At 67.4% G+C, this 17,918-nt stretch carries 17 protein-coding genes; 6 read left to right on the top strand and 11 right to left on the bottom strand.

The features are described 5' to 3' along the window. Positions 1–356: 356 nt before the first annotated feature. The 4 genes from B0E52_RS01675 to B0E52_RS01660 form a co-directional block, all read right to left on the bottom strand. Entirely contained in the window at positions 357–1,142 is a 786-nt protein-coding gene (locus B0E52_RS01675; RefSeq protein WP_077481124.1) for a glycosyltransferase family 2 protein, read from the bottom strand. Beyond that, on the bottom strand, positions 1,132–2,433 hold the full coding sequence (locus tag B0E52_RS01670) for an O-antigen ligase family protein (RefSeq protein ID WP_077481122.1): 1,302 nt from the start codon (positions 2,431–2,433) through the stop codon (positions 1,132–1,134). The genes B0E52_RS01675 and B0E52_RS01670 overlap by 11 nt, the downstream gene beginning before the upstream one ends. A 52-nt stretch (positions 2,434–2,485) precedes the next feature. After that, entirely contained in the window at positions 2,486–3,613 is a 1,128-nt protein-coding gene (locus B0E52_RS01665; protein ID WP_077481220.1) for a glycosyltransferase, read from the bottom strand. A gap of 94 nt (positions 3,614–3,707) precedes the next feature. Further along, positions 3,708–3,914 (bottom strand): zinc-finger domain-containing protein, encoded by a 207-nt coding sequence (locus B0E52_RS01660; RefSeq protein WP_077481120.1) that lies wholly within the window; start codon positions 3,912–3,914, stop codon positions 3,708–3,710. Positions 3,915–4,099: 185 nt separating this feature from the next. On the opposite strand from B0E52_RS01660, the gene B0E52_RS01655 reads away from it, so the two are divergent. Beyond that, positions 4,100–5,362, top strand: a complete 1,263-nt coding sequence (locus B0E52_RS01655; protein WP_077481118.1) for a Yip1 family protein — start codon at positions 4,100–4,102, stop codon at positions 5,360–5,362. A 69-nt stretch (positions 5,363–5,431) separates the two neighbouring features. Here B0E52_RS01655 and B0E52_RS01650 read toward each other — a convergent pair whose 3' ends face one another. Then, the gene (locus B0E52_RS01650; protein ID WP_077481116.1) at positions 5,432–6,016 is read right to left on the bottom strand and encodes a YceI family protein; all 585 of its coding nucleotides are present in this window, start codon (positions 6,014–6,016) and stop codon (positions 5,432–5,434) included. A gap of 212 nt (positions 6,017–6,228) precedes the next feature. Here B0E52_RS01650 and B0E52_RS01645 point away from each other — a divergent pair, with 212 nt between their 5' ends. Together B0E52_RS01645 and B0E52_RS01640 are read left to right on the top strand one after the other, a co-directional pair. Next, positions 6,229–7,194, top strand: a complete 966-nt coding sequence (locus B0E52_RS01645; protein WP_077481114.1) for a mitochondrial fission ELM1 family protein — start codon at positions 6,229–6,231, stop codon at positions 7,192–7,194. A 205-nt stretch (positions 7,195–7,399) separates the two neighbouring features. Continuing rightward, positions 7,400–7,606: a hypothetical protein gene (locus B0E52_RS01640; RefSeq protein WP_077481112.1), complete on the top strand. Its 207-nt coding sequence runs from the start codon at positions 7,400–7,402 to the stop codon at positions 7,604–7,606. A gap of 319 nt (positions 7,607–7,925) precedes the next feature. Here B0E52_RS01640 and glnE read toward each other — a convergent pair whose 3' ends face one another. After that, on the bottom strand, positions 7,926–10,778 hold the full coding sequence (glnE, locus tag B0E52_RS01635) for a bifunctional [glutamate--ammonia ligase]-adenylyl-L-tyrosine phosphorylase/[glutamate--ammonia-ligase] adenylyltransferase (RefSeq protein ID WP_077481110.1): 2,853 nt from the start codon (positions 10,776–10,778) through the stop codon (positions 7,926–7,928). Positions 10,779–11,200: 422 nt separating this feature from the next. Here glnE and B0E52_RS01630 point away from each other — a divergent pair, with 422 nt between their 5' ends. From B0E52_RS01630 to B0E52_RS01620, 3 genes are all read left to right on the top strand, one after another. Then, positions 11,201–13,090, top strand: coding sequence for an LTA synthase family protein (locus B0E52_RS01630; RefSeq protein ID WP_077481108.1), 1,890 nt, complete (start codon positions 11,201–11,203; stop codon positions 13,088–13,090). 87 nt (positions 13,091–13,177) lie between these two features. Continuing rightward, positions 13,178–13,999: an HNH endonuclease signature motif containing protein gene (locus B0E52_RS01625; protein WP_077481106.1), complete on the top strand. Its 822-nt coding sequence runs from the start codon at positions 13,178–13,180 to the stop codon at positions 13,997–13,999. Beyond that, positions 13,996–14,469: a hypothetical protein gene (locus B0E52_RS01620; RefSeq protein ID WP_077481104.1), complete on the top strand. Its 474-nt coding sequence runs from the start codon at positions 13,996–13,998 to the stop codon at positions 14,467–14,469. The genes B0E52_RS01625 and B0E52_RS01620 overlap by 4 nt, the downstream gene beginning before the upstream one ends. A 178-nt stretch (positions 14,470–14,647) precedes the next feature. Here the strand turns inward: B0E52_RS01620 and B0E52_RS01615 are convergent, their stop codons facing one another. From B0E52_RS01615 to B0E52_RS01595, 5 genes are all read right to left on the bottom strand, one after another. After that, complete coding sequence (locus B0E52_RS01615) at positions 14,648–14,851, bottom strand: BrnA antitoxin family protein (protein WP_217316651.1); 204 nt, start codon at positions 14,849–14,851, stop codon at positions 14,648–14,650. Positions 14,852–14,870: 19 nt separating this feature from the next. Further along, on the bottom strand, positions 14,871–15,290 hold the full coding sequence (locus tag B0E52_RS01610) for a type II toxin-antitoxin system HicB family antitoxin (RefSeq protein WP_077481102.1): 420 nt from the start codon (positions 15,288–15,290) through the stop codon (positions 14,871–14,873). Positions 15,291–15,327: 37 nt separating this feature from the next. After that, on the bottom strand, positions 15,328–15,504 hold the full coding sequence (locus B0E52_RS01605) for a type II toxin-antitoxin system HicA family toxin (RefSeq protein WP_077481100.1): 177 nt from the start codon (positions 15,502–15,504) through the stop codon (positions 15,328–15,330). Between the two features lie 207 nt (positions 15,505–15,711). Further along, positions 15,712–17,355 (bottom strand): chaperonin GroEL, encoded by a 1,644-nt coding sequence (gene groL, locus B0E52_RS01600; protein WP_077481098.1) that lies wholly within the window; start codon positions 17,353–17,355, stop codon positions 15,712–15,714. 111 nt (positions 17,356–17,466) lie between these two features. Continuing rightward, positions 17,467–17,760 carry a co-chaperone GroES gene (locus B0E52_RS01595; protein ID WP_077481096.1) on the bottom strand — a complete coding sequence of 98 codons (294 nt, stop codon included), beginning with the start codon at positions 17,758–17,760 and terminating at the stop codon, positions 17,467–17,469. Positions 17,761–17,918: the final 158 nt, after the last annotated feature.

Raw genomic sequence — 17,918 nt, 5'->3', positions numbered from 1 at the left:
GGATCAGCGGAAGCTGTCACGCATCCACCCAAAATACAAATGGCGCCGAAAACAACTGTGATCTGCGGATTATTGCCATTGAATAAATCCAGCATAAACAACGGCATGAATATGCATTCTGATCGCGAAAACATGCGACAGATGGCATGGTGCAGCTTGATGCGATAATCGATCCGCAGCCAAATACGCCGACGGCATTTCATGCAATCGTCCGACTGTCACCATTTTTGACGATGCTGCAATGCACAGCCAAATTGCATGTTGCTGCATGGCGTAAATCCATACATAAACCATGCATGAATCACCAGGCAACGACATCGTGCGCCTGCAACGGCTGGATCGGCGGCGGCCGACTCTTATTCCGGATCGTTGCCGACGCGCGATCCGGGTTTCGCCTGCCGCCGCGCTTCGTGCAGCTTGGCGTACTTCAGGAACACGTAGTTCGCACCCACTACGCTGGCGATGAAACCCGCCCAGCCGCTCAGGAAATAGCGCTTGAACAGGTACTGGCGCAGGAAGAACACCGGCGGGTAGAGCACCATGCGGAGCCCGGTGAAACGCTGGCGGCGACGCAGCTTGTGCGCGACCAGCGCACTTGAGTAGCGGTTGATGCGCTCGATGCGGCTGGCGATGTCGGGATCGCTGTCGTTGATGAAGTCGGCGCGCCACAGCGTCTTGACCGGGCCGTCCACCTCCATCGCCGAGTGCACTTCCACCTCGTTCATGCGGCCGCGGCGGCGGTCGTACAGGCGCAGGTGCGCGTTGCGCCAGCTCCACGGGTGCTGCACGGTCCAGAACATGCGTTCGCGACGCGGCAGGCGGAAGCCCGCGCAGCGCGGATTGACCAGCGCGCGTTCGATCACCGCACGGCTGGCCGGCGAGAGCACCTCGTCGGCATCGAGGTTGAGGATCCAGTCGTGGCTGGCCATGTCGATCGCGCGCTGCTTCTGCGGGCCGAACTCGTCGAACGGGTGCATGGCCACGCGCGCGCCGTGGCGCCGCGCGATCGCCAGCGTGTCGTCGGTCGAGCCCGAGTCCAGCACCACGATCTCGTCGGCCCAATCCACGCCGGACAGGCAGGCGTCCAGCGTGGCCGCGTTGTTCAAGGTGATCACCACCACCGACAGCCGCTCACGCCTCATCGGGCGCCTCCCGGAGGAAGGGCTTCTTTGAGGAGTCCGGCAGGGATGTCGGCACGAACAGACTGCTACACCACAAGCCCAGCAGCCACGCGAACAGCAGGCCCCACCACGCCGAATAGAAGGCCAGATGGGTATTCAGCGGAAACAGCATCACGCCCAGCGCCAGCGTGACCGGAAATGCGCGTTCGCGCGCCACTGCGCCCACCCGCTGCCACGTGCGCCATGCCAGCACCACCGCCGCCAGCCACAGTACGAGGCCGATGCCGCCGGTCTCGGTGAGGATCTCCAGCACGATCTGGTGGGCATGGCAGGCGCCTTCGCCCTCGCCACAGGACTCGGCCACCACGAAGTGGTCGTTCGCCGGCGCGAACTGCGGGTAGGCGTAGCGGAACGCGCGCACGCCCACGCCGTTCCACGGGTGCGCGGCGATCATCTTCAGGCTGTCGTGCCAGATGTCCAGCCGCCCGGTCAGCGCGGCGTTGAGGCCGCTGTCGGTGCCGTGCAGCACATCCAGCGTGCGCTGCACGCGCGCCTCGAAGCGGCTGGAGGCGCGCCACGCGATGCCGCCGGCCAGCGCCAGCACCACCACGCCCAGCGCGCAGTACAGCGCGAAGCGGCGCCACGAGCGCGCCTCGCGCCAGGCGAAGGCCAATGCCACCAGTCCGTAGCACAGCCACGCCGCGCGCGATCCGGCCAGCAGCACCGGCCCCAGCAGCAGCAGGAAGGCGGCGACCAGTCCGGCGACGCCCCAGCGCCGTCGCGCCGTCCAAAGGGCGAACGGCGACAGCACCGCCAGCGTCGGGCCGAGCTTGAGGTTTTTCGCGCCGAAGATACCGGAGAGGCGCTGGGCCTCGGCATGTCCGCCCAGGCTCCAGCCGGTGAACGCCTGGGTCCACGCGTCCAGCACCCACCACGCCAGCACGCAGGCCACTGCCACATACAAGGCTTGCAGGCGGCGCTCGCCGCGAATCGCGAGACAGGCATACAGACCCAGCGGCAGGTAGCGCAGCAGCGCGGCCACCGAGCTCCAGCTCTTGCCCGGCGCCACCGAGTCGAAGGCCGAGATCAGCGCCGCGCCGATGTAGGCCGCCAGCAGCCACAGCAGCAATCGCACGCCGGGTTGCTCGCGCCAGTCCCGCGGTCCGCGCACGACGAACAGGATCGTCCCGACCAGGCAGAGAAAGGTGCCGAACTCGCTGCTGCGCCCGAACGGCAGCAACAGGATCACCAGCCAGAACGGCAACAGCGGCGAACGCAGGACGGTCTTGAGTGAATCGATCGCGGAAGTCATGCGGAACCGTGGCGACGACGATCCCGCATTGTAGAGGGCGGGAAGCCCGCGCTCAGCCCGCGACCACTTCCCCGTACAGCGCCAGCGTGGCCTGCTGCATGTCGGCCAGCCGGTAGGACTGCAGCATCGGGATCGGCGGCGCCACGCGCAGCAGTTCGGCGGCGCGTTCCACCAGCCGCTCGCGATCGCCCGGCGGCACGCGGCCGGCAGGATACAGCTCGGCCAGCAGCTCGCCCACGCCGCCGTGTGCGTACCCCAGCACCGGCCGGCACAGCGACAGTGCCTCGATCACGGTGCGGCCGAAGGATTCGGGCTTGTTCGACAACTGCAGGATCAGGCTGGAGATCGCGTAGACGTCGCGCACGTCGTGGCGCGGCGGCGCCAGCACCACCTGCGCCTCCACGCCACGCTCGCGGATCAGCGCGCGCAGCTCGTCCACGTAGGCCTCGCGGCCGGCTTCGATCACTCCGAGCAGCAACAGCCGCGTGTCGATGCCACGGCGCTTCAGGTCGGCGAGCAGTTCGATCGCGTCGTGATGCCCCTTGAGCCGGGTGCCGCGGCCCGGCAAGGTCAGCAGCGGCGCACCGGCCAGCGCGGGGTATTCGGCGAAGAACGCCCGCTTCCACGCCTCGTCCGGGCGATGGCCGTAGGGGAACGCCTCGGGGTCGATGCCGCGCGGGATCACCCGCACCCGCCCAGGCTCCAGCCAGCGGTAGTGGCCGAGCACGAAGTCGCGCAGGGTTTGCGAAACCACGATCACCCGCTCGCCGCGCAGCAGGATCGCGCTGTAGCGGCCGGGCGTGTTGAGCCCGTGCACCGTGGTGACGAAATGCGGGCGCGTCTTGAGCCCCTTCAGCGCCCACCAGCCCAGCCACGCCGGCAGGCGCGAGCGCGCATGCACGATGTCGGGATTCAGCTCACGCAGCTGCCGGCGCAGCGCGCCGGCCTTCAGCAACGCGCCCAGCGACTTGCGGCCGATGTCCAGCGTGACGTGCTCACTGCCCTCGGCCACCAGCTGTTCCACCAGCCGGCCGCCGGCGGAGATCACCACCGAACGGTGGCCGGCCTGTACCAACGCACGGGCGATCTCCAGCGCGGACCGCTCCGCGCCGCCGGACTGCAGCGCGGGGATCAGCTGGACTACGGTCAGTCGCGGTGTGGAGTCGACACTGCCGGACATGGTTCCCGCCTGCGGGCCTGCATCCTGGTGCACGAGTTTCATCCTGAAATCCAAGCAAGAACAATGCCGCGCCCATCCTGAACGACGGACCGAGTCAGTCGCTCAAGACGTAACGTGCTCCGCAATAAGGACAAACCGACTCGCCGCCATCATCGACGATCGGCAGATACACCTTCGGGTGCGAGTTCCACAAGCCCATTCCGGGCATCGGGCAGGACAGCGGCAGGTCGGCGCGCGTCACTTCGTAACGATTTTCGGCATTCGCCGGGATCGGCGCGACGGCTGCGGCAGAGGCAGACATGGGGAGGGCTCCGGACGGGATGCGAGGCCGCCAATGGTAGCAGGCTGAGCTATCCTGCCGCCGTGGTACGCAGTGGGGGCCAGGGGAAGCAAACGGAGCGGCGCAGCATCTCCGGCGCCGCAGGACTCACGGCCAGCCGGCCCGTGTCCGGCAACGGCCGACCACACGCACGCGGGGGAACGATCATGGACTTCGCAAAGGTCATCGCGCGGATCAAGGCCATCCTCACCACACCGAAGACCGAGTGGCCCGTCGTCGCCACCGAACCGGCCTCGGTCGGCGGCCTGTACACCGGCTACATCGTCATCGTCGCCGCGTTGCCGGCGATCGCCCACTTCATCAAGAGCAGCCTGATCGGCTACAGCGCGTTCGGCATGACCGTGCGCAGTTCGTTCGGCGGCGGCATCACGAGCCTCGTGCTGGGCTACGTGCTGTCGCTGGTGCTGGTCTACGTGATGGCGCTGATCGTCAACGCGCTGGCGCCGAGTTTCGGCGGACAGAAGGACATGACCCAGGCGCTGAAGGTGGTGGCCTACTCCTGGACCGCCAGCTGGATCGCCGGCATCGCGGTGATCCTGCCGTGGATCGGCTGGCTGATCGCGCTGGCCGGCGCGATCTACGCGATCTACCTGCTGTACCTCGGCCTGCCGTCGACCATGAAGTGCCCGCCGGAAAAGGCCGGTGGCTACACCGCGGTGAGCGTGATCATCGCGGTCGTGCTGAGCTGGATCATCGGCCTGATCGTCGCCGGCGTGGTCGGCACCGCGATGCTGGGTGGCGCCGCGATGGGCGGCATGCACCTGGGCAGCAGCGACAGCGGCAACGTCAGCCTCGACAGCAACAGCGCGCTGGGCAAGCTCGCCGCGATGGGCCAGCGCGCCGAGCAGGCCGGCAAGGACATGGACGCGGCGCAGAAGTCCGGCGACAGCGCGGCGCAGTCGGCCGCGATGGGCAAGATGATGGGCGCGATGGCCGGTGGCGGCAACGTCGAGGCGCTGCCGCCCGAGCAGATCAAGGCCTTCCTGCCCGACAGCCTGGGCGACCTCAAGCGCACCAACTTGTCGGCCCAGCGCAATGCGGCGATGGGCATGCAGGTTTCCGAGGCCGACGCCGAGTACGCGGCCGACAACGGCCGGCACATCCGGCTCGAGGTCTCCGACACCGGCGGCGCCAAGGGCCTGGTGTCGCTCGCCACCGCGATGGCGCCGGAAGAGGAGAAGCAGACCGAGCACGGCTACGAGAAGACCTGGAGCGCCAACGGCAACCTGATCCACGAACAGTGGGACAGCGAGTCGAAGTACGGCGAGTACGGCGTGCTGGTGGGCCAGCGCTTCTCGGTGAAGGCGAGCGGCAATGTCGACAGCGTCGACCAGCTGAAGCAGGCGGTGGCCAGCGTCGATCTGGACAAGCTGGCCGCGCTGAAGGACGCCGGCGTGAAGGCGAACTGAGCCGCCGATCCCGACGACGAAAGCCCGCACCGGCAACGGTGCGGGCTTTTCATTGGCACGCTTGGCGGCTTACTTCGCCTTCGGTACCGCGCCTTCGGTGGTGATGTGGATCTTGATGTCGTCGCTCACCATCGGCACGTAGGTGCTCACGCCGAAATCCGAGCGCTTCAGCGTGGCGGTGGCGTCGAAGCCGATCGCCTGCGCCTTCGTCATGGGGTGCGGGCCGACCTTGTTCAGCGTGGCGTCCAGCGTCACCGGCTTGGTCACGCCGTGCACGGTGAGGTTGCCGGTCACCTTGTACTGGTTGCCGCCCATCGCTTCGACGCTGGTGCTCTTGAACGTCACCACCGGGTACCTGGCGGCGTCGAAGAAATCGGCTTCCTTGAGGTGCTTGTCCAGCGCCGGTACGTGGGTGTCCAGCTTGCTCAGCGGCAGCGTCACGTCCACCGAGGACTTCGCCGGGTCCTGCTGGTCGAACACCAGCGTGCCCTCGCCCATGCCCAGGTCGGCGGTGGGGTTGGAATAGCCGAAGTGGTTCCAGCTGAACAGCACCATGGTGTGGTTCGGATCCAGCTTGTAGGTGACCGGGCTGGCCTGGGCGGTGGCCGCGGCGCCGAGCAGGCCCGCGATCAGGAAGCAACGAAACACGCGCATGGAAGTTCTCCGCAATGGGTGGGTGACGGGAAAGCCGCCGAGTGCCCGCGGCGACGTCTCGGAAGAACAGCCAATCACGGGTATTCTCCGAGTCGCCGGCTGGGCGACAACAGTGCCGGCAGTCAGTCTATCGACACGCCGCCAGATCAGAAACGCAACCGGGGGCAACACAGCGTGCACGCACAGGAAACAATCCGCCGGTGCCGTTCCGCATGCCCGGCGTGAGGGCGGAGTGCTGGGTGATCACCGACGCCTCCGCGGGCAACCAGCGACAGGCACTGGCGCTGGCCGAACGGATGGGGTTGCCGGTGCGCCACTTGCTGCTGGAACCGCGTGCACCGTGGTCGTGGCTGGCGCCGCGCTTCGTGCTGGGAGGCCGCTTGGCGCTGCCCGCGGACCAGCGCAGCCAATTCGCGCCACCGTGGCCGCAACTGGCGATCGGCTGCGGTCGCGCAGCCGCGCTGTTCACGCGCATGCTGCGCCGGCTGTCGCGCGGGCAGTGCCACAGCGTGCAGATCCTCGATCCGCGCATCGATCCGGCGCACTGGGACACGGTGATCGCGCCGCGCCACGACCAACTCGCGGAGCCCAACGTGCTCATGCCGCTGGGCTCGCTGAACCCGGTGGACGAGGACTGGCTGGCCGATGGTCGCGATGCCTGCCCCGCCTTCGAGGAACTGCCGCAACCACGCGTGGGCGTGCTGCTGGGCGGACCGCGCAAGCAGCTGGCGCTGGATGCTGGCTACGCGCACATGCTGGCCACGCAACTGCTCGCCCGGCACGCGCGCGAAGGCGGCAGCCTGCTGGTGCTGGCCTCGCGGCGCACGCCACCTGAGATGCTGGCGATCTTCCGCGACATGCTGGCCGGCGTGCCGGGACTGGTCTGGTCCGGCCCCGACGATGGCCGCAACCCCTACCCCGGCGTGCTGGGCTGGGCCGACCGGCTGGTGGTCACGCCGGACTCGGTGAACATGCTCAGCGAGGCGTGCGCGGTGGGCTGCGCCGTGCACACCCATGTCGCCGCGCCGCTGCCGGACAAGCTCGCGCGCTTCCACGCCGCCTTGCGCGAACGCGGCCTGCTGCACGGGCTGGACGACGTGGCGCCCGCACGCCAGCCGCCGCTGCGCGAAACCGCCGCGATCGCGGCCGAACTGCAACGGCGCATGGCCATTCGCTGATCCCGTCGCAAAACAAGTTCTTCACTTTCGTATCGCGCAAGCTTCACGACGGCTGCACCGTGCTCCGGCGTCCAATAGCGGCGCATGTCAGGCACGCACAAGGTTCCGGACGCCAGCGTGGCCATCGACGCATCCCCCGCGGGGAAGCTGGCGGCCAGCATCGCACCATCACCGCATGGCGCGTATCCAGAGAGGAGGTGTCGTCATGAACTTGTTCGACGCGTTTGCCAGCTCTCCCTATGCCTGCGAGATCATCACGCGCAGCGACCACATGCCCAGCAAGCTCGAGCGCTACGCCGACTGGGCGCGCAAGTTCTACGGCGGCGGCTACCACGAATCCAGCAAGGACAGCCGCGAATCGATCGACTACGTCGTGCGCAAGCCGTTCGCCACACCGGCACTGGTGCATTGAGCGCGGCATCCTTCGATCGCGCACCACGGGCCATGGCAAGCCCTCGCTTCAGCACGCTGCGGACTGCATGAAGCCCCTCTCCGCCGGATGCGGGGAAGGGCCGTGGATGGCCCTGCTTTCCTCGCTCCTCAGAGCCGAGAACGTCCATGTGCTCTCTCCGCGTGAAGGAGCGAGGAAGGGGGATTGGGGAGAGGGTTCGGCATCGCCGCAGTACCTCGCCTTGTGCGAACCCTCTCCCGGCTGCCGCCGTCCTCTCCCGAAGAAAGAGGGCGGCACTCGGCGACGCTTGATCAAGCGACGCGCCCGTCGCCGCCACGCATCAGTCGAACGCGAAGCCCAGCGCCTGCGTGAGCGCGATCACCTCGTTGCACAGCGTCTCCAGCGCCGCATCGCGCGGTGCGACGCGTGAACGCGCATCCAGCGTGCAGGCGAGCGAGCGCTGCAGCAGCGCGGCGTGCGCGCCTGCCAGCGTGGCGAACTGCGCCGCGGCCAGCAGGCCCGCGTTGCGACAGGCGGCGAGCAAGGCCGCATTCGAAGTGACGCCAAGCAGCGCGGGATGGCGCGCGGCGTGCGCCAGCACCAGTCCCTGCAGCGCGAACTCGATGTCGAGCAGGGCGCCGCGGCCCTGCTTGAGGTCGAGGTGCCGTTCGTCGGAGCGGTCGCGCTCGGCGCGCCAGCGGCGACGCATCTGGCTCACCTCGTCCAGCACCTGCGATGGTTCGCGCGGCACGCCGAGGATCTCGCGGCGCACCGCGGCCAGCGCCACACCCAGCGCGGCATCGCCGGCCACCGGGCGGGCGCGCAGCAACGCCTGGTGTTCCCAGGTCCACGCGCGGCTCTGCTGGTAGGCGACGAAGGCGTCGAGGCTGCCCACCAAGAGGCCCTTGGAACCGTCGGGGCGCAGCCGCGTGTCCACCTCGTACAGGCGGCCGGCGCGGGTGGGCACGGTGAGCCAGTTCATCACGCGCTGGGCGAGGCGCTGGTACCAGCGCGCGCCCTCGATCGGCCGCGCGCCGTCGCTCATCGCCTGCGCGCGCTTGCCGTCGTAGACGAACACCAGATCGAGGTCGGAGGCGAAGCCGAGCTCCTCGCCGCCAAGGCTGCCGTAGCCCAGCACCGCGAAGCCGGAACCCGACTGCAGATCGGCTCCCGGCAGGCGACCGTGCTGGGCGACCAGCTCGCGCTCGGCCAGCGCGGTGACCGCGCCCACCACCGACTCGGCCAGCGCGGCGAGCCGGCGCGCGGTGGCCGCGGCGTCGGCGCGACCGTCGTTGAAGGCGAGGCCGAGGCGGAACGCGGTGGAGGACTGGAACTCGTTGATGCGCTCCAGTTCGGCCTCGGCCTCGCGCTCCTCCAGCGTGGCCAGCACGCGGGCGATCTCGGCGGCGATATCGGCGCGCTTCAGCGGCAATTGGTCGATGCGCGGATCGAGCACGTCGTCCAGCAGCAGTGGCTGCGCGATCACCTGCTCGGCGAGCAAGGCGCTGTCGGCGAACAGCGTGGCCAGCCGCTTGCGCGCGGCGGGCTGTTCCTCCAGCAGGGCGAGGTAGGACGAGCGTCGCGCGACCGTCTGGGTCAGCCGGCACAGCCGCAGCAGACAGGGCACCGGCGCCGCGCTGGTGCGCGCGGCGGCGATCAGCTGCGGCATCAGGTGATCCAGCCGCTCGCGCGAGCGCGCCGACATCGCGCGCACCGCGCCGCCCTGCGGCAACTTGGCCAGCGCGTCTGCCACCTCCGCGCCCGGCACGAAACCGCTGGCCTCCAGCGTGCCGGCGTCCAGCGTCTCGGCGCAGGCGGCCTGCCACAGTGCCGCGTCCGCCGCCGGCACGCGCGCACCGCGCCCGCCCTGCGGCATCAGCACGGCGGCGAATTCGGTGGCTACGATCTCGCGGTGCTGCGCCAGTTCCGCGGCCAGCGGTTCCCACGCCGGCCAGTCCAGCCCGAACGCGATGCGCTCGCGGCTCAGCGCGTCATCGGGGATGTCGTGGGTCTGCGCATCGCGCAGCATCTGCACGCGGTTCTCCAGCCGGCGCAGGAACACGTAGGCCTCGCGCAGCGCCTTTGCGCGCGCGGCGGGAACGTGACCGCGCGCCTCGCAGGCGGCCAGCGCGGGCAGCAAGCCGCGCACGCGCAAGGACGGTTCGCGGCCGCCGCGGATCAGCTGGGTGAGCTGCACGATGAACTCGATCTCGCGGATGCCGCCGGAGCCGAGCTTGAGGTTGTCGGACAGATCCTTGCGCGCCACCTCGGCATCGATCAGCGCCTTCATCTCGCGCAGGCCGGCGAACGCGGTGTAGTCGAGGTACTTGCGGTAGATGAAGGGCCGCAGCAGTTCCTGCAGCTGCTTGCCGGCAGTGCGGTCGCCGGCCACCGGGCGCGCCTTGATCCAGGCGTAGCGCTCCCAGTCGCGGCCCTCGCGCTGGTAGTACTGCTCCATCGCGCTGAACGACAGCGCGAGTCGCCCGGCGTTGCCGAACGGCCGCAAGCGCAAGTCGACGCGCGCACAGATGCCGTCCACCGTGGGTTCGCCCAGCAGGCGCACAAGCTGTCGCCCCAGCCGCACGAAATACTCGCCGTTGTCGAGCACGCGCGCGCCGTCGCTCTCGCCGCCATGCGGGTAAGCCAGCACCAGGTCGATGTCGGAGGAAAAGTTCAGCTCCGCGCCGCCCAGCTTGCCGAAGCCCACCACCACCAGCCGCTGGCGCTCGCCCTCACGGCTGCGTGCGTGGCCGTAGCGCGCGGCCAGCGCGCGCTCGGACCAGCCCAGTGCCACCTCCAGCAGCACCTCGTACAGCACGCTGGTGGCGGACAGCGTCTCGGGCAGCTCGTCCAGCCCGTTGACGTCGCGGAACACGAGCCGCAATGCCTCGGCGTGGCGGAAGCGGCGCAACGCGGCCAGCGTCAGGGTCTCGTCCTCGGGCAGCTTCAGCGTGTCGATACGCGCGGCGGCGTCGGCGTTCGAGCGCAGCCGATCCAGCCCCGCGGGTGACAGCAGCGCCGGTTGGGCGCGCCAGGCCTCGAATGCGAAATCGCTGGCCGCCAGCGTGCGGCGGATGCGCTCGGCCACGCCGGCGTCGTCGTGCAGCGGCACGCCGGCGGCGCGGCAGCACTTGGCCAGCTCGGCGTAGCGGTCGTCGATCAGGGCGCGTAGCGCGGGGGATTCGTGGGACATCGGGCCATTGTGCCGCAGCCGAGCCATGCACGTGGTCGGTACACCGTTGCCCCGCCGACGCGTTGCAGGTTGAGCCGTTCGTCCCCAGCCACGATGAACACCCGGTTCATGTCATCCTGATTACTGTTTCCTTTGCCTTTGCGATCGTCCGCGATCGCGAAGATCAAACGGCCAGCCAGCCATGGCCGCGCTTTTCAACACCCTTGCGATCGTCCGTGATCGCGAGAATCCGACAGGCGGCCAGCGATGGCCGCACGCCTCAACCTTTGCGATCGTCCGTGATCGCGAGAATCAAACGGGCGGCCAGCCATGGCCGCACTGCTCAATTCCTTTGCAATCATCCGTGATTGCGAGAATCAAACGGGCGGCCATCCATGGCCGCACTCTTCAACCCCCATGACAAGCGAGCCCCCGCTTCCGCCATGACTCCACCCGCCGTCCCCGTCCTGCGCCGCACGGCGCCGCGCATCGCCCTCATTCTCGCGATGGCACTGGCCTTCGTACTGCTCACCAGCCTGCTCGACGGCGGCAAGGGCGTGCTGCCGCTGCGCCTGCTGGACCAGCCGCGCTTCCCGCTCGCCAATGCCTGGCCCGGGCTGCTGTTCGCCGGCCTGCTGCTGGCGATGACGCGCCGCGTGCTGCTGTCGTTCGGGCTGGCCTACCTGCTGCAGGGGGTGGTCTACGGCGTCAACGCGCTGAAGGTGGCGAACCTCGGCACGCCACTGCTGCCGGCCGATTTCCGCATGGTGGGCCAGCTGCGCAAGGGCGGCGCGCACCTGCTGGCCGGCTACCTGCCGCACAGCCCGTGGCCGTATCTGGCGCTGCTCGCGGGCGTGCTGATCCTGATCGCGATGTGGCGGGTGGAGCCGCCGCTGTTCGCGCGCCGCACCGGCGGCAAGCGCCTCGTCGCTGGCGGCGTGCTGGCGCTGCTGCTGGGCAGCCTGCTCGGCGGCTGGGGCGGCTGGGCGAAGATCTACAACGCCCGCGTGCTGTGGCTGGAGCCTTGGTCGGCCGCCTCCACCCGCATCCATGCAGGCCTCGTCAGCGAGCTGGTGATGTTCCACCTGCAATACGGCCAGCAGAAGCCGAAGCCCGATCGCGCCATCGCCGAGCAGCTGATCGCCCAGTCCGCCGACGCGCTGCGCCAGCACCTCGCGCTGCCGAACGCCAGCGTGCTGCCCGACATCGTGGTGGTGCAGAGCGAATCGTTCTTCGATCCGAGCATCATGAAGGGCTACGCGCACGACGAGCTCACGCCCAACCTGCGCCGGCTCGCGCAGCACGGCACCAGCGGCCCGCTGCACGTGCCCACCTTCGGCGGGGGCACCATCCGCACCGAGTTCGAGGTGCTCACCGGGCTGTCGCTGCGCTACTTCGACAACCTGCAGTTCCCCTACCTGCAGATCGGCCGCAAGCCGCTGCCCAGCCTCGTCCACGTGCTGGACGACCACGGCTACGCCACGGTGGCGGTGCACGGCAACGACCCCACGTTCTGGAACCGCAGCACCGCGTTCAAGACGCTGGGCTTCCAGCGCTTCGTGTCGCAATCCGCGTTCCCGCCCGATGCGCCGAACGACGGCAAGTACATGGCCGACAGCGCGATGACCGACGAGATCTTGCGCCAGCTCAAGGACAGCGGGCCGCCGCAGTTCATCTTCGCGATCAGCATCGAGGCGCACGGCCCCTACGACGTGGAGCCGAAGGACACCGCCGCACGCGACGCGATCGCGGTGCCCGCCGGCATCGAGGGCAAGGACAAGCGCGAACTGCAGACCTACCTCTACCACATGCAGCACGCCGACCAGGAACTCGGCCGCCTCGCCGACCTGCTCGCCAAACGCCAGCGCCCCACCCTGCTGCTGTTCTACGGCGACCACCTGCCCGGGCTCGCCGGCAGCTACCGCATCGACGGCTTCGTCGACGGCGGCGACATGCTCGCGCAGGCCGGCACCTGGCTGCTGGTCGACCCGCGCGGCAGCGGCCAGCCCGTGCACGAAAGCACCGCCTCATGGCTGCTGCCCGGCAAGCTGCTCGCCGCCGCCGGCATCCACGACGCCCCTTACTTCGCGCTCACCCAGCTGCTCGGCCCGCAGCTCGCCGCGCTCACCCGCGCCCCCGGCGCACCACCGCCGAACACGGACGCCGCCACCCGGAAGCTCGACCGGTCCATGGCCAGCGTCGAGCAGCTGCGCATGAGCCGCAAGCTGGATGGGGTGCTGGCGAAGTTCGTCGGCGGGATCGCGCCCGAGCACGTGGCGCATGTGGCGCCGGTGCCGAACACAGCAAGCGGCGGGACGCAGGTCGCGCGCTGACTTTCGCTTGTTTCAACGATGGTTGGTCGTAGTGGCTGCCATCGTTGCGAAGTGCCAGGATGCAGGCTTGCTGCCAAGGAAGTCGCCATGCCTGACACGATCTCACTTTCACCCGGCGCGTTTTCCAACAAGGGACATTGGACGCCCGAGCAACTCAAGCTCGCCTTCGCGTTCTACTGCCAGACGCCGTTCGGCAAGCTGCACAGCAAGAACCCGCAGATCGTTGAGCTAGCCAAGCTGATCGGCCGCACGCCCAGTGCGCTGGCGATGAAGCTGGTCAACTTCGCCAGCCTTGATCCGTCGATCACCGGCACGGGACGCAAGGGACTGAGCGGCGCGTCCGCGCTGGATCGCGAGATATGGGACGAGTTCCACGCCGATTGGGAACGGCTCGCCGTCGAGTGCGAACAACTCCGCCAGCACCTGCTGCACGAACACGGCCTGAAAGCCGAAACACCGCGCGATGCCGACGACGCTTTCGCACTCGACGACTACACCGGCGTAACCCGCCAAGCCCTTGTGCAACAGCGCATCAAGCAGAACTTCTTCCGTCGCGCCGTGCTCGCCAGCTACGGCGGGCGCTGCTGTATCTCGGGCGTCAGCGATGCGCGCCTGCTTGTCGCCAGCCACATCGTGCCGTGGCGCGAGGACAAGGCGAATCGCTTGAATCCGAGCAACGGGCTATGCCTCTCGACGATCCACGACAAGGCGTTCGACCTGCATCTTTTCTCGCTGACCGACGACCACCGTGTCGTGCTATCTCATCAACTAAAGGCAAGCAAGGACTTGTTCCTGCAAGAGGTGTTCCGGCCTATCGAGGATCGCTTTATCGAATTGCCGGAACGGTTCGCGCCAGAACTTGCACTCATCCGCAACCACCGCGAGACGATGCTGAGGAGCCAGCTATGAAGAACATCACCATTGGGCATGTCGACCCAAACTGGCGAGCAGCGGCAAAGGCTCGTTACTACGCGGAGCGAGGTGATGGCGAGGAGTACGCCTTCGGTACGACGCCTGCCGACGCTTTGGCGAAGCTGGAAAAACGCGAAGCGGCAGCCCACTGCAAGTTCGACGAATCGCTTGCCGAGGAAATTGCCTTCCTCGCCTTGGGAGCCGCCGATGTTCTCAAGAACCATCGCGGCGAGTCCCTCGATGCATACGACGGCTACATGGGGTTCATCGGCGAAGTTATCCGTCACGCACCCCTGCTATCCGAACGCTGGCGCCGTGTGGATGCGGAGGAATTCGGCGGCGTTTGGCTATACGACGTCACCGAAAGGTTTGGTCGCGAATGGGCCAAAGAACTCTTGAATAGTGCCGGCGAAAACCCAGCGGAACTGCTCGAATCCATCATCATCGACGAGATGGAGAAGTGGTAAGGACTCGCGGCACCAGCCTGCGGATCATGCATACGGGACAAACCAAGCTGCACACGCCCTACACGGCCGCGTGCACCGTAAGTTATGTAGTAGGGAACGTGTTGCCGCCGCACGTATGATGTGCGCCTTCAAGCCGACCGCAACTGCTCGCGCGTTGCCTTGCGCAGTATTTCCAGAGTTACTGGCTCGTCGCCTTGCAGGCTTTTCGCAGGGCGCGGTTGAACTCGGTCTGGTAGCTGGCGCCGTCGGCAACGGTGCGTGCGCGAAAACTGGCGATCACCGCATCGTCCAGCATGATCGAGATGCGGGTCTTGCCGCTGCCTGCGGCCTCCTGCAGCTTCTTGAAGTGCGGTACATCCTTGGAGCGCTTCGACCGGGTCAATCGTATTCGGCTTTGCTGCTCACGCCGCCCGCACCGCCAGTTCGATGCGATAGCCCACCGCGTTGAGCGCGGCTTCGACCTGTTCCAGCTTCGAGCTGTGGCGCAGGTCGAGCAGGCGGTCGATTTGCGGCATGTGCATGTCGAGCAGGCGCGCGAGATCGGCCTTGCGCATGCGCTTCGCCTGCATCGCCTGATACAGCCCAATCTTGGCCACAGCCAGCGGCGGCAAATCGGCGAGGCGCTGACCTCGCTTGGGGGCGCTCGGCACCGGAATGTCGCGACGATCCTGCATGTACATCTGCAGCGTGGTCTCGATGCCATCGACGGCCTCACGCAGCGCCTCGTCCCGCGTGTCGCCCACGCTGGCGAATTCCGGCAAGTCCGGACAGGTGGCCATCACTACGCCATCGGCATGCACCAGCTTGATCGGGTATTTCATCGTGGCTCCTGTCCGGCTTCGACGGCGCGGTGTCCGCTCAGAGTCCCAGATCCTTCAGGATCTTCTTGCGCAACGACTCCGGCATCTCCTTCGCCCCATGCGAGGGGAATACGGAGGTCTTGCCTCGGTAGCGCGCCATCTGATGGCTGCCTTTGCCAGGCTCGAAACTCACGCCCTGCCGCCTCAGCCAGCGCTGGAACTCGCTGTATTTCATCGGCCCGTCCCTGCCTGCGCGAACCCAGCATAGCAACATTTATGTTGCATGCAACAACAGACTTCGCGCGATGTCACGGCAACGCGATCAAAGAAAAACCCCGCCGAGGCGGGGTTTTTGGTGTCGCGCTGCTCTTGGTGAGCAGTGCGGCCATGAATGGCCGCTTTTTGACTCAAGCCATCAGGGACGATGGCACGGATGAGGGCATCAGAAATCCATGCCGCCCATGCCGCCCATGCCGCCGGGGGCGCCGCCGTGGTTGTGCTCTTCCTTCTTCGGCAGCTCGGCCACCATCGCTTCGGTGGTGATCGCCAGACCGGCAACCGACGCGGCGTACTGCAGGGCCGAGCGGGTGACCTTGGTCGGGTCGAGGATGCCCATCGCGACCATGTCGCCGAACTCGCCGGTGGCGGCGTTGTAGCCGTAGTTGCCCTTGCCTTCCTTCACCTGGTTGACGATGACGGACGGCTCGGCGCCGGCGTTGAACACGATCTCGCGCAGCGGGGCTTCCAGCGCGCGGCGGGTGATGGCGATGCCGAGGTTCTGGTCCTCGTTGTCACCCTTGAGGCCTTCGACGGCCGTCAGCGCGCGGATCAGCGCCACGCCGCCGCCGGGCACCACGCCTTCCTCGACGGCCGCACGGGTGGCGTGCAGGGCGTCTTCCACGCGGGCCTTCTTTTCCTTCATCTCGACTTCCGTCGCCGCGCCGACCTTGATGACGGCCACGCCGCCGGCCAGCTTGGCCACGCGCTCCTGCAGCTTCTCGCGGTCGTAGTCGGAGGAGGTCTCCTCGATCTGCGCCTTGATCTGCTTGATGCGAGCCTGGATCTTCTCGGCTTCGCCGGCGCCGTCGATGAGGGTGGTGTTTTCCTTGGTGACCACGATCTTCTTGGCGCGGCCCAGATCCTGCACCGTGGCCTTCTCGAGCTGCAGGCCCACTTCCTCGGAGATCACCTGGCCGTTGGTGAGGATGGCCATGTCTTCCAGCATCGCCTTGCGACGATCGCCGAAGCCCGGCGCCTTGACGGCGGCAACCTTGACGATGCCGCGGATGGTGTTGACCACTAGCGTGGCCAGCGCCTCGCCTTCCACTTCCTCGGCGACGATCAGCAGCGGCTTGCCGGCCTTGGCCACGCCTTCGAGCACGGGCAGCAGCTCGCGCACGTTGGAGATCTTCTTGTCGTACAGCAGGATGAACGGGTCTTCCAGCTCGACCTGCTGGCTCTGCTGGTTGTTGATGAAGTACGGCGACAGGTAGCCGCGGTCGAACTGCATGCCCTCGACCACGTCCAGCTCGTTGTCCAGGCCCGAGCCTTCCTCGACGGTGATCACGCCTTCCTTGCCGACCTTCTTCATCGCGGTGGCGATGATGTCGCCGATGGCGACGTCGGAGTTGGCGGAGATGGTGCCGACCTGGGCGATCGCCTTGTCGTCGACGGTGGGCTTGCTGAGGTTCTTCAGCTCGCCGACGGCGGCGACCACGGCCTTGTCGATGCCGCGCTTCAGGTCCATCGGGTTGATGCCGGCGGCGACGGCCTTCATGCCTTCGCGGATGAACGCCTGGGCCAGCACGGTGGCGGTGGTGGTGCCGTCACCGGCGTTGTCGGAGGTCTTGGAGGCGGCTTCCTTGACGATCTGCGCGCCCATGTTCTCGTAGGCGTCGGCCAGCTCGATCTCCTTCGCCACGGACACACCGTCCTTGGTGACGGTGGGAGCGCCGAAGCTCTTCTGCAGCACGACGTTGCGGCCCTTCGGGCCCAGCGTGACCTTGACGGCGTTGGCGAGCGTGTTCACGCCCTTGAGGATGCGCGAGCGGGCGTCTTCGCCGAAGCGGACTTCTTTAGCGGCCATAAAATTTTTCCTTGAAAAATTTTGAAATTAAGTAAAGGGATTTGTCGTTTCGAAAGCGTCACCGAAGGAAGCCTCTGGTGACTGGCGAGCGCGATTTACGCGCTCAGCCGATCAGCCTTCGATCACGGCCACGATGTCGTCTTCCTTCAGGAACACGAGGTCTTCGCCGTCGATCTTGATTTCCTGGCCGGCGTACTTGCCGAACAGCACCACGTCGCCGGCCTTCAGCGACATCGGACGGATCTTGCCGTCGCTCTGGATCAGGCCGGTACCGGCGGCGATCACCTTGCCGCGAGTGGGCTTCTCGGTGGCGCTGTCGGGGATGACGATGCCGCCGGCGGAGACGCGCTCCTCTTCCAGGCGCTTGACGATGACGCGGTCGTGCAGCGGACGCAGTTTGCTCATGGGTGGCTCCCAAGCTAGGTGGTGGATGTGGCTGGAGAACTGACAGGCCGGTTCGGGGACCGCTGTTAGCACTCGACGTAGATGAGTGCCAATTCTAGCGATGCAAGCCCCCACCGCAAGTGGCGGCGAGCGCGAGATCACCCGGTTCGACCCTTGAG

Origin of the sequence: Rhodanobacter sp. C06, assembly GCF_002001105.1 — a bacterium.
Classification (GTDB): Bacteria; Pseudomonadota; Gammaproteobacteria; order Xanthomonadales; family Rhodanobacteraceae; genus Rhodanobacter_A.
This window is presented reverse-complemented; position numbering and strand designations above follow the sequence as displayed.

What these genes read in the sequence shown, in the direction of transcription:
- B0E52_RS01660 (WP_077481120.1), bottom strand. Translation starts at nt 3,914, where the DNA reads ATGTCTGCCTCTGCCGCAGCCGTCGCGCCGATCCCGGCGAATGCCGAA.
- B0E52_RS01640 (WP_077481112.1), top strand. Translation starts at nt 7,400, where the DNA reads ATGAACTTGTTCGACGCGTTTGCCAGCTCTCCCTATGCCTGCGAGATC.
- B0E52_RS01605 (WP_077481100.1), bottom strand. Translation starts at nt 15,504, where the DNA reads ATGAAATACAGCGAGTTCCAGCGCTGGCTGAGGCGGCAGGGCGTGAGT.
- B0E52_RS01655 (WP_077481118.1), top strand. Translation starts at nt 4,100, where the DNA reads ATGGACTTCGCAAAGGTCATCGCGCGGATCAAGGCCATCCTCACCACA.
- B0E52_RS01645 (WP_077481114.1), top strand. Translation starts at nt 6,229, where the DNA reads ATGCCCGGCGTGAGGGCGGAGTGCTGGGTGATCACCGACGCCTCCGCG.
- glnE (WP_077481110.1), bottom strand. Translation starts at nt 10,778, where the DNA reads ATGTCCCACGAATCCCCCGCGCTACGCGCCCTGATCGACGACCGCTAC.
- B0E52_RS01610 (WP_077481102.1), bottom strand. Translation starts at nt 15,290, where the DNA reads ATGAAATACCCGATCAAGCTGGTGCATGCCGATGGCGTAGTGATGGCC.
- B0E52_RS01630 (WP_077481108.1), top strand. Translation starts at nt 11,201, where the DNA reads ATGACTCCACCCGCCGTCCCCGTCCTGCGCCGCACGGCGCCGCGCATC.
- B0E52_RS01675 (WP_077481124.1), bottom strand. Translation starts at nt 1,142, where the DNA reads ATGAGGCGTGAGCGGCTGTCGGTGGTGGTGATCACCTTGAACAACGCG.
- B0E52_RS01670 (WP_077481122.1), bottom strand. Translation starts at nt 2,433, where the DNA reads ATGACTTCCGCGATCGATTCACTCAAGACCGTCCTGCGTTCGCCGCTG.
- groL (WP_077481098.1), bottom strand. Translation starts at nt 17,355, where the DNA reads ATGGCCGCTAAAGAAGTCCGCTTCGGCGAAGACGCCCGCTCGCGCATC.
- B0E52_RS01620 (WP_077481104.1), top strand. Translation starts at nt 13,996, where the DNA reads ATGAAGAACATCACCATTGGGCATGTCGACCCAAACTGGCGAGCAGCG.
- B0E52_RS01625 (WP_077481106.1), top strand. Translation starts at nt 13,178, where the DNA reads ATGCCTGACACGATCTCACTTTCACCCGGCGCGTTTTCCAACAAGGGA.
- B0E52_RS01650 (WP_077481116.1), bottom strand. Translation starts at nt 6,016, where the DNA reads ATGCGCGTGTTTCGTTGCTTCCTGATCGCGGGCCTGCTCGGCGCCGCG.
- B0E52_RS01595 (WP_077481096.1), bottom strand. Translation starts at nt 17,760, where the DNA reads ATGAGCAAACTGCGTCCGCTGCACGACCGCGTCATCGTCAAGCGCCTG.
- B0E52_RS01665 (WP_077481220.1), bottom strand. Translation starts at nt 3,613, where the DNA reads ATGTCCGGCAGTGTCGACTCCACACCGCGACTGACCGTAGTCCAGCTG.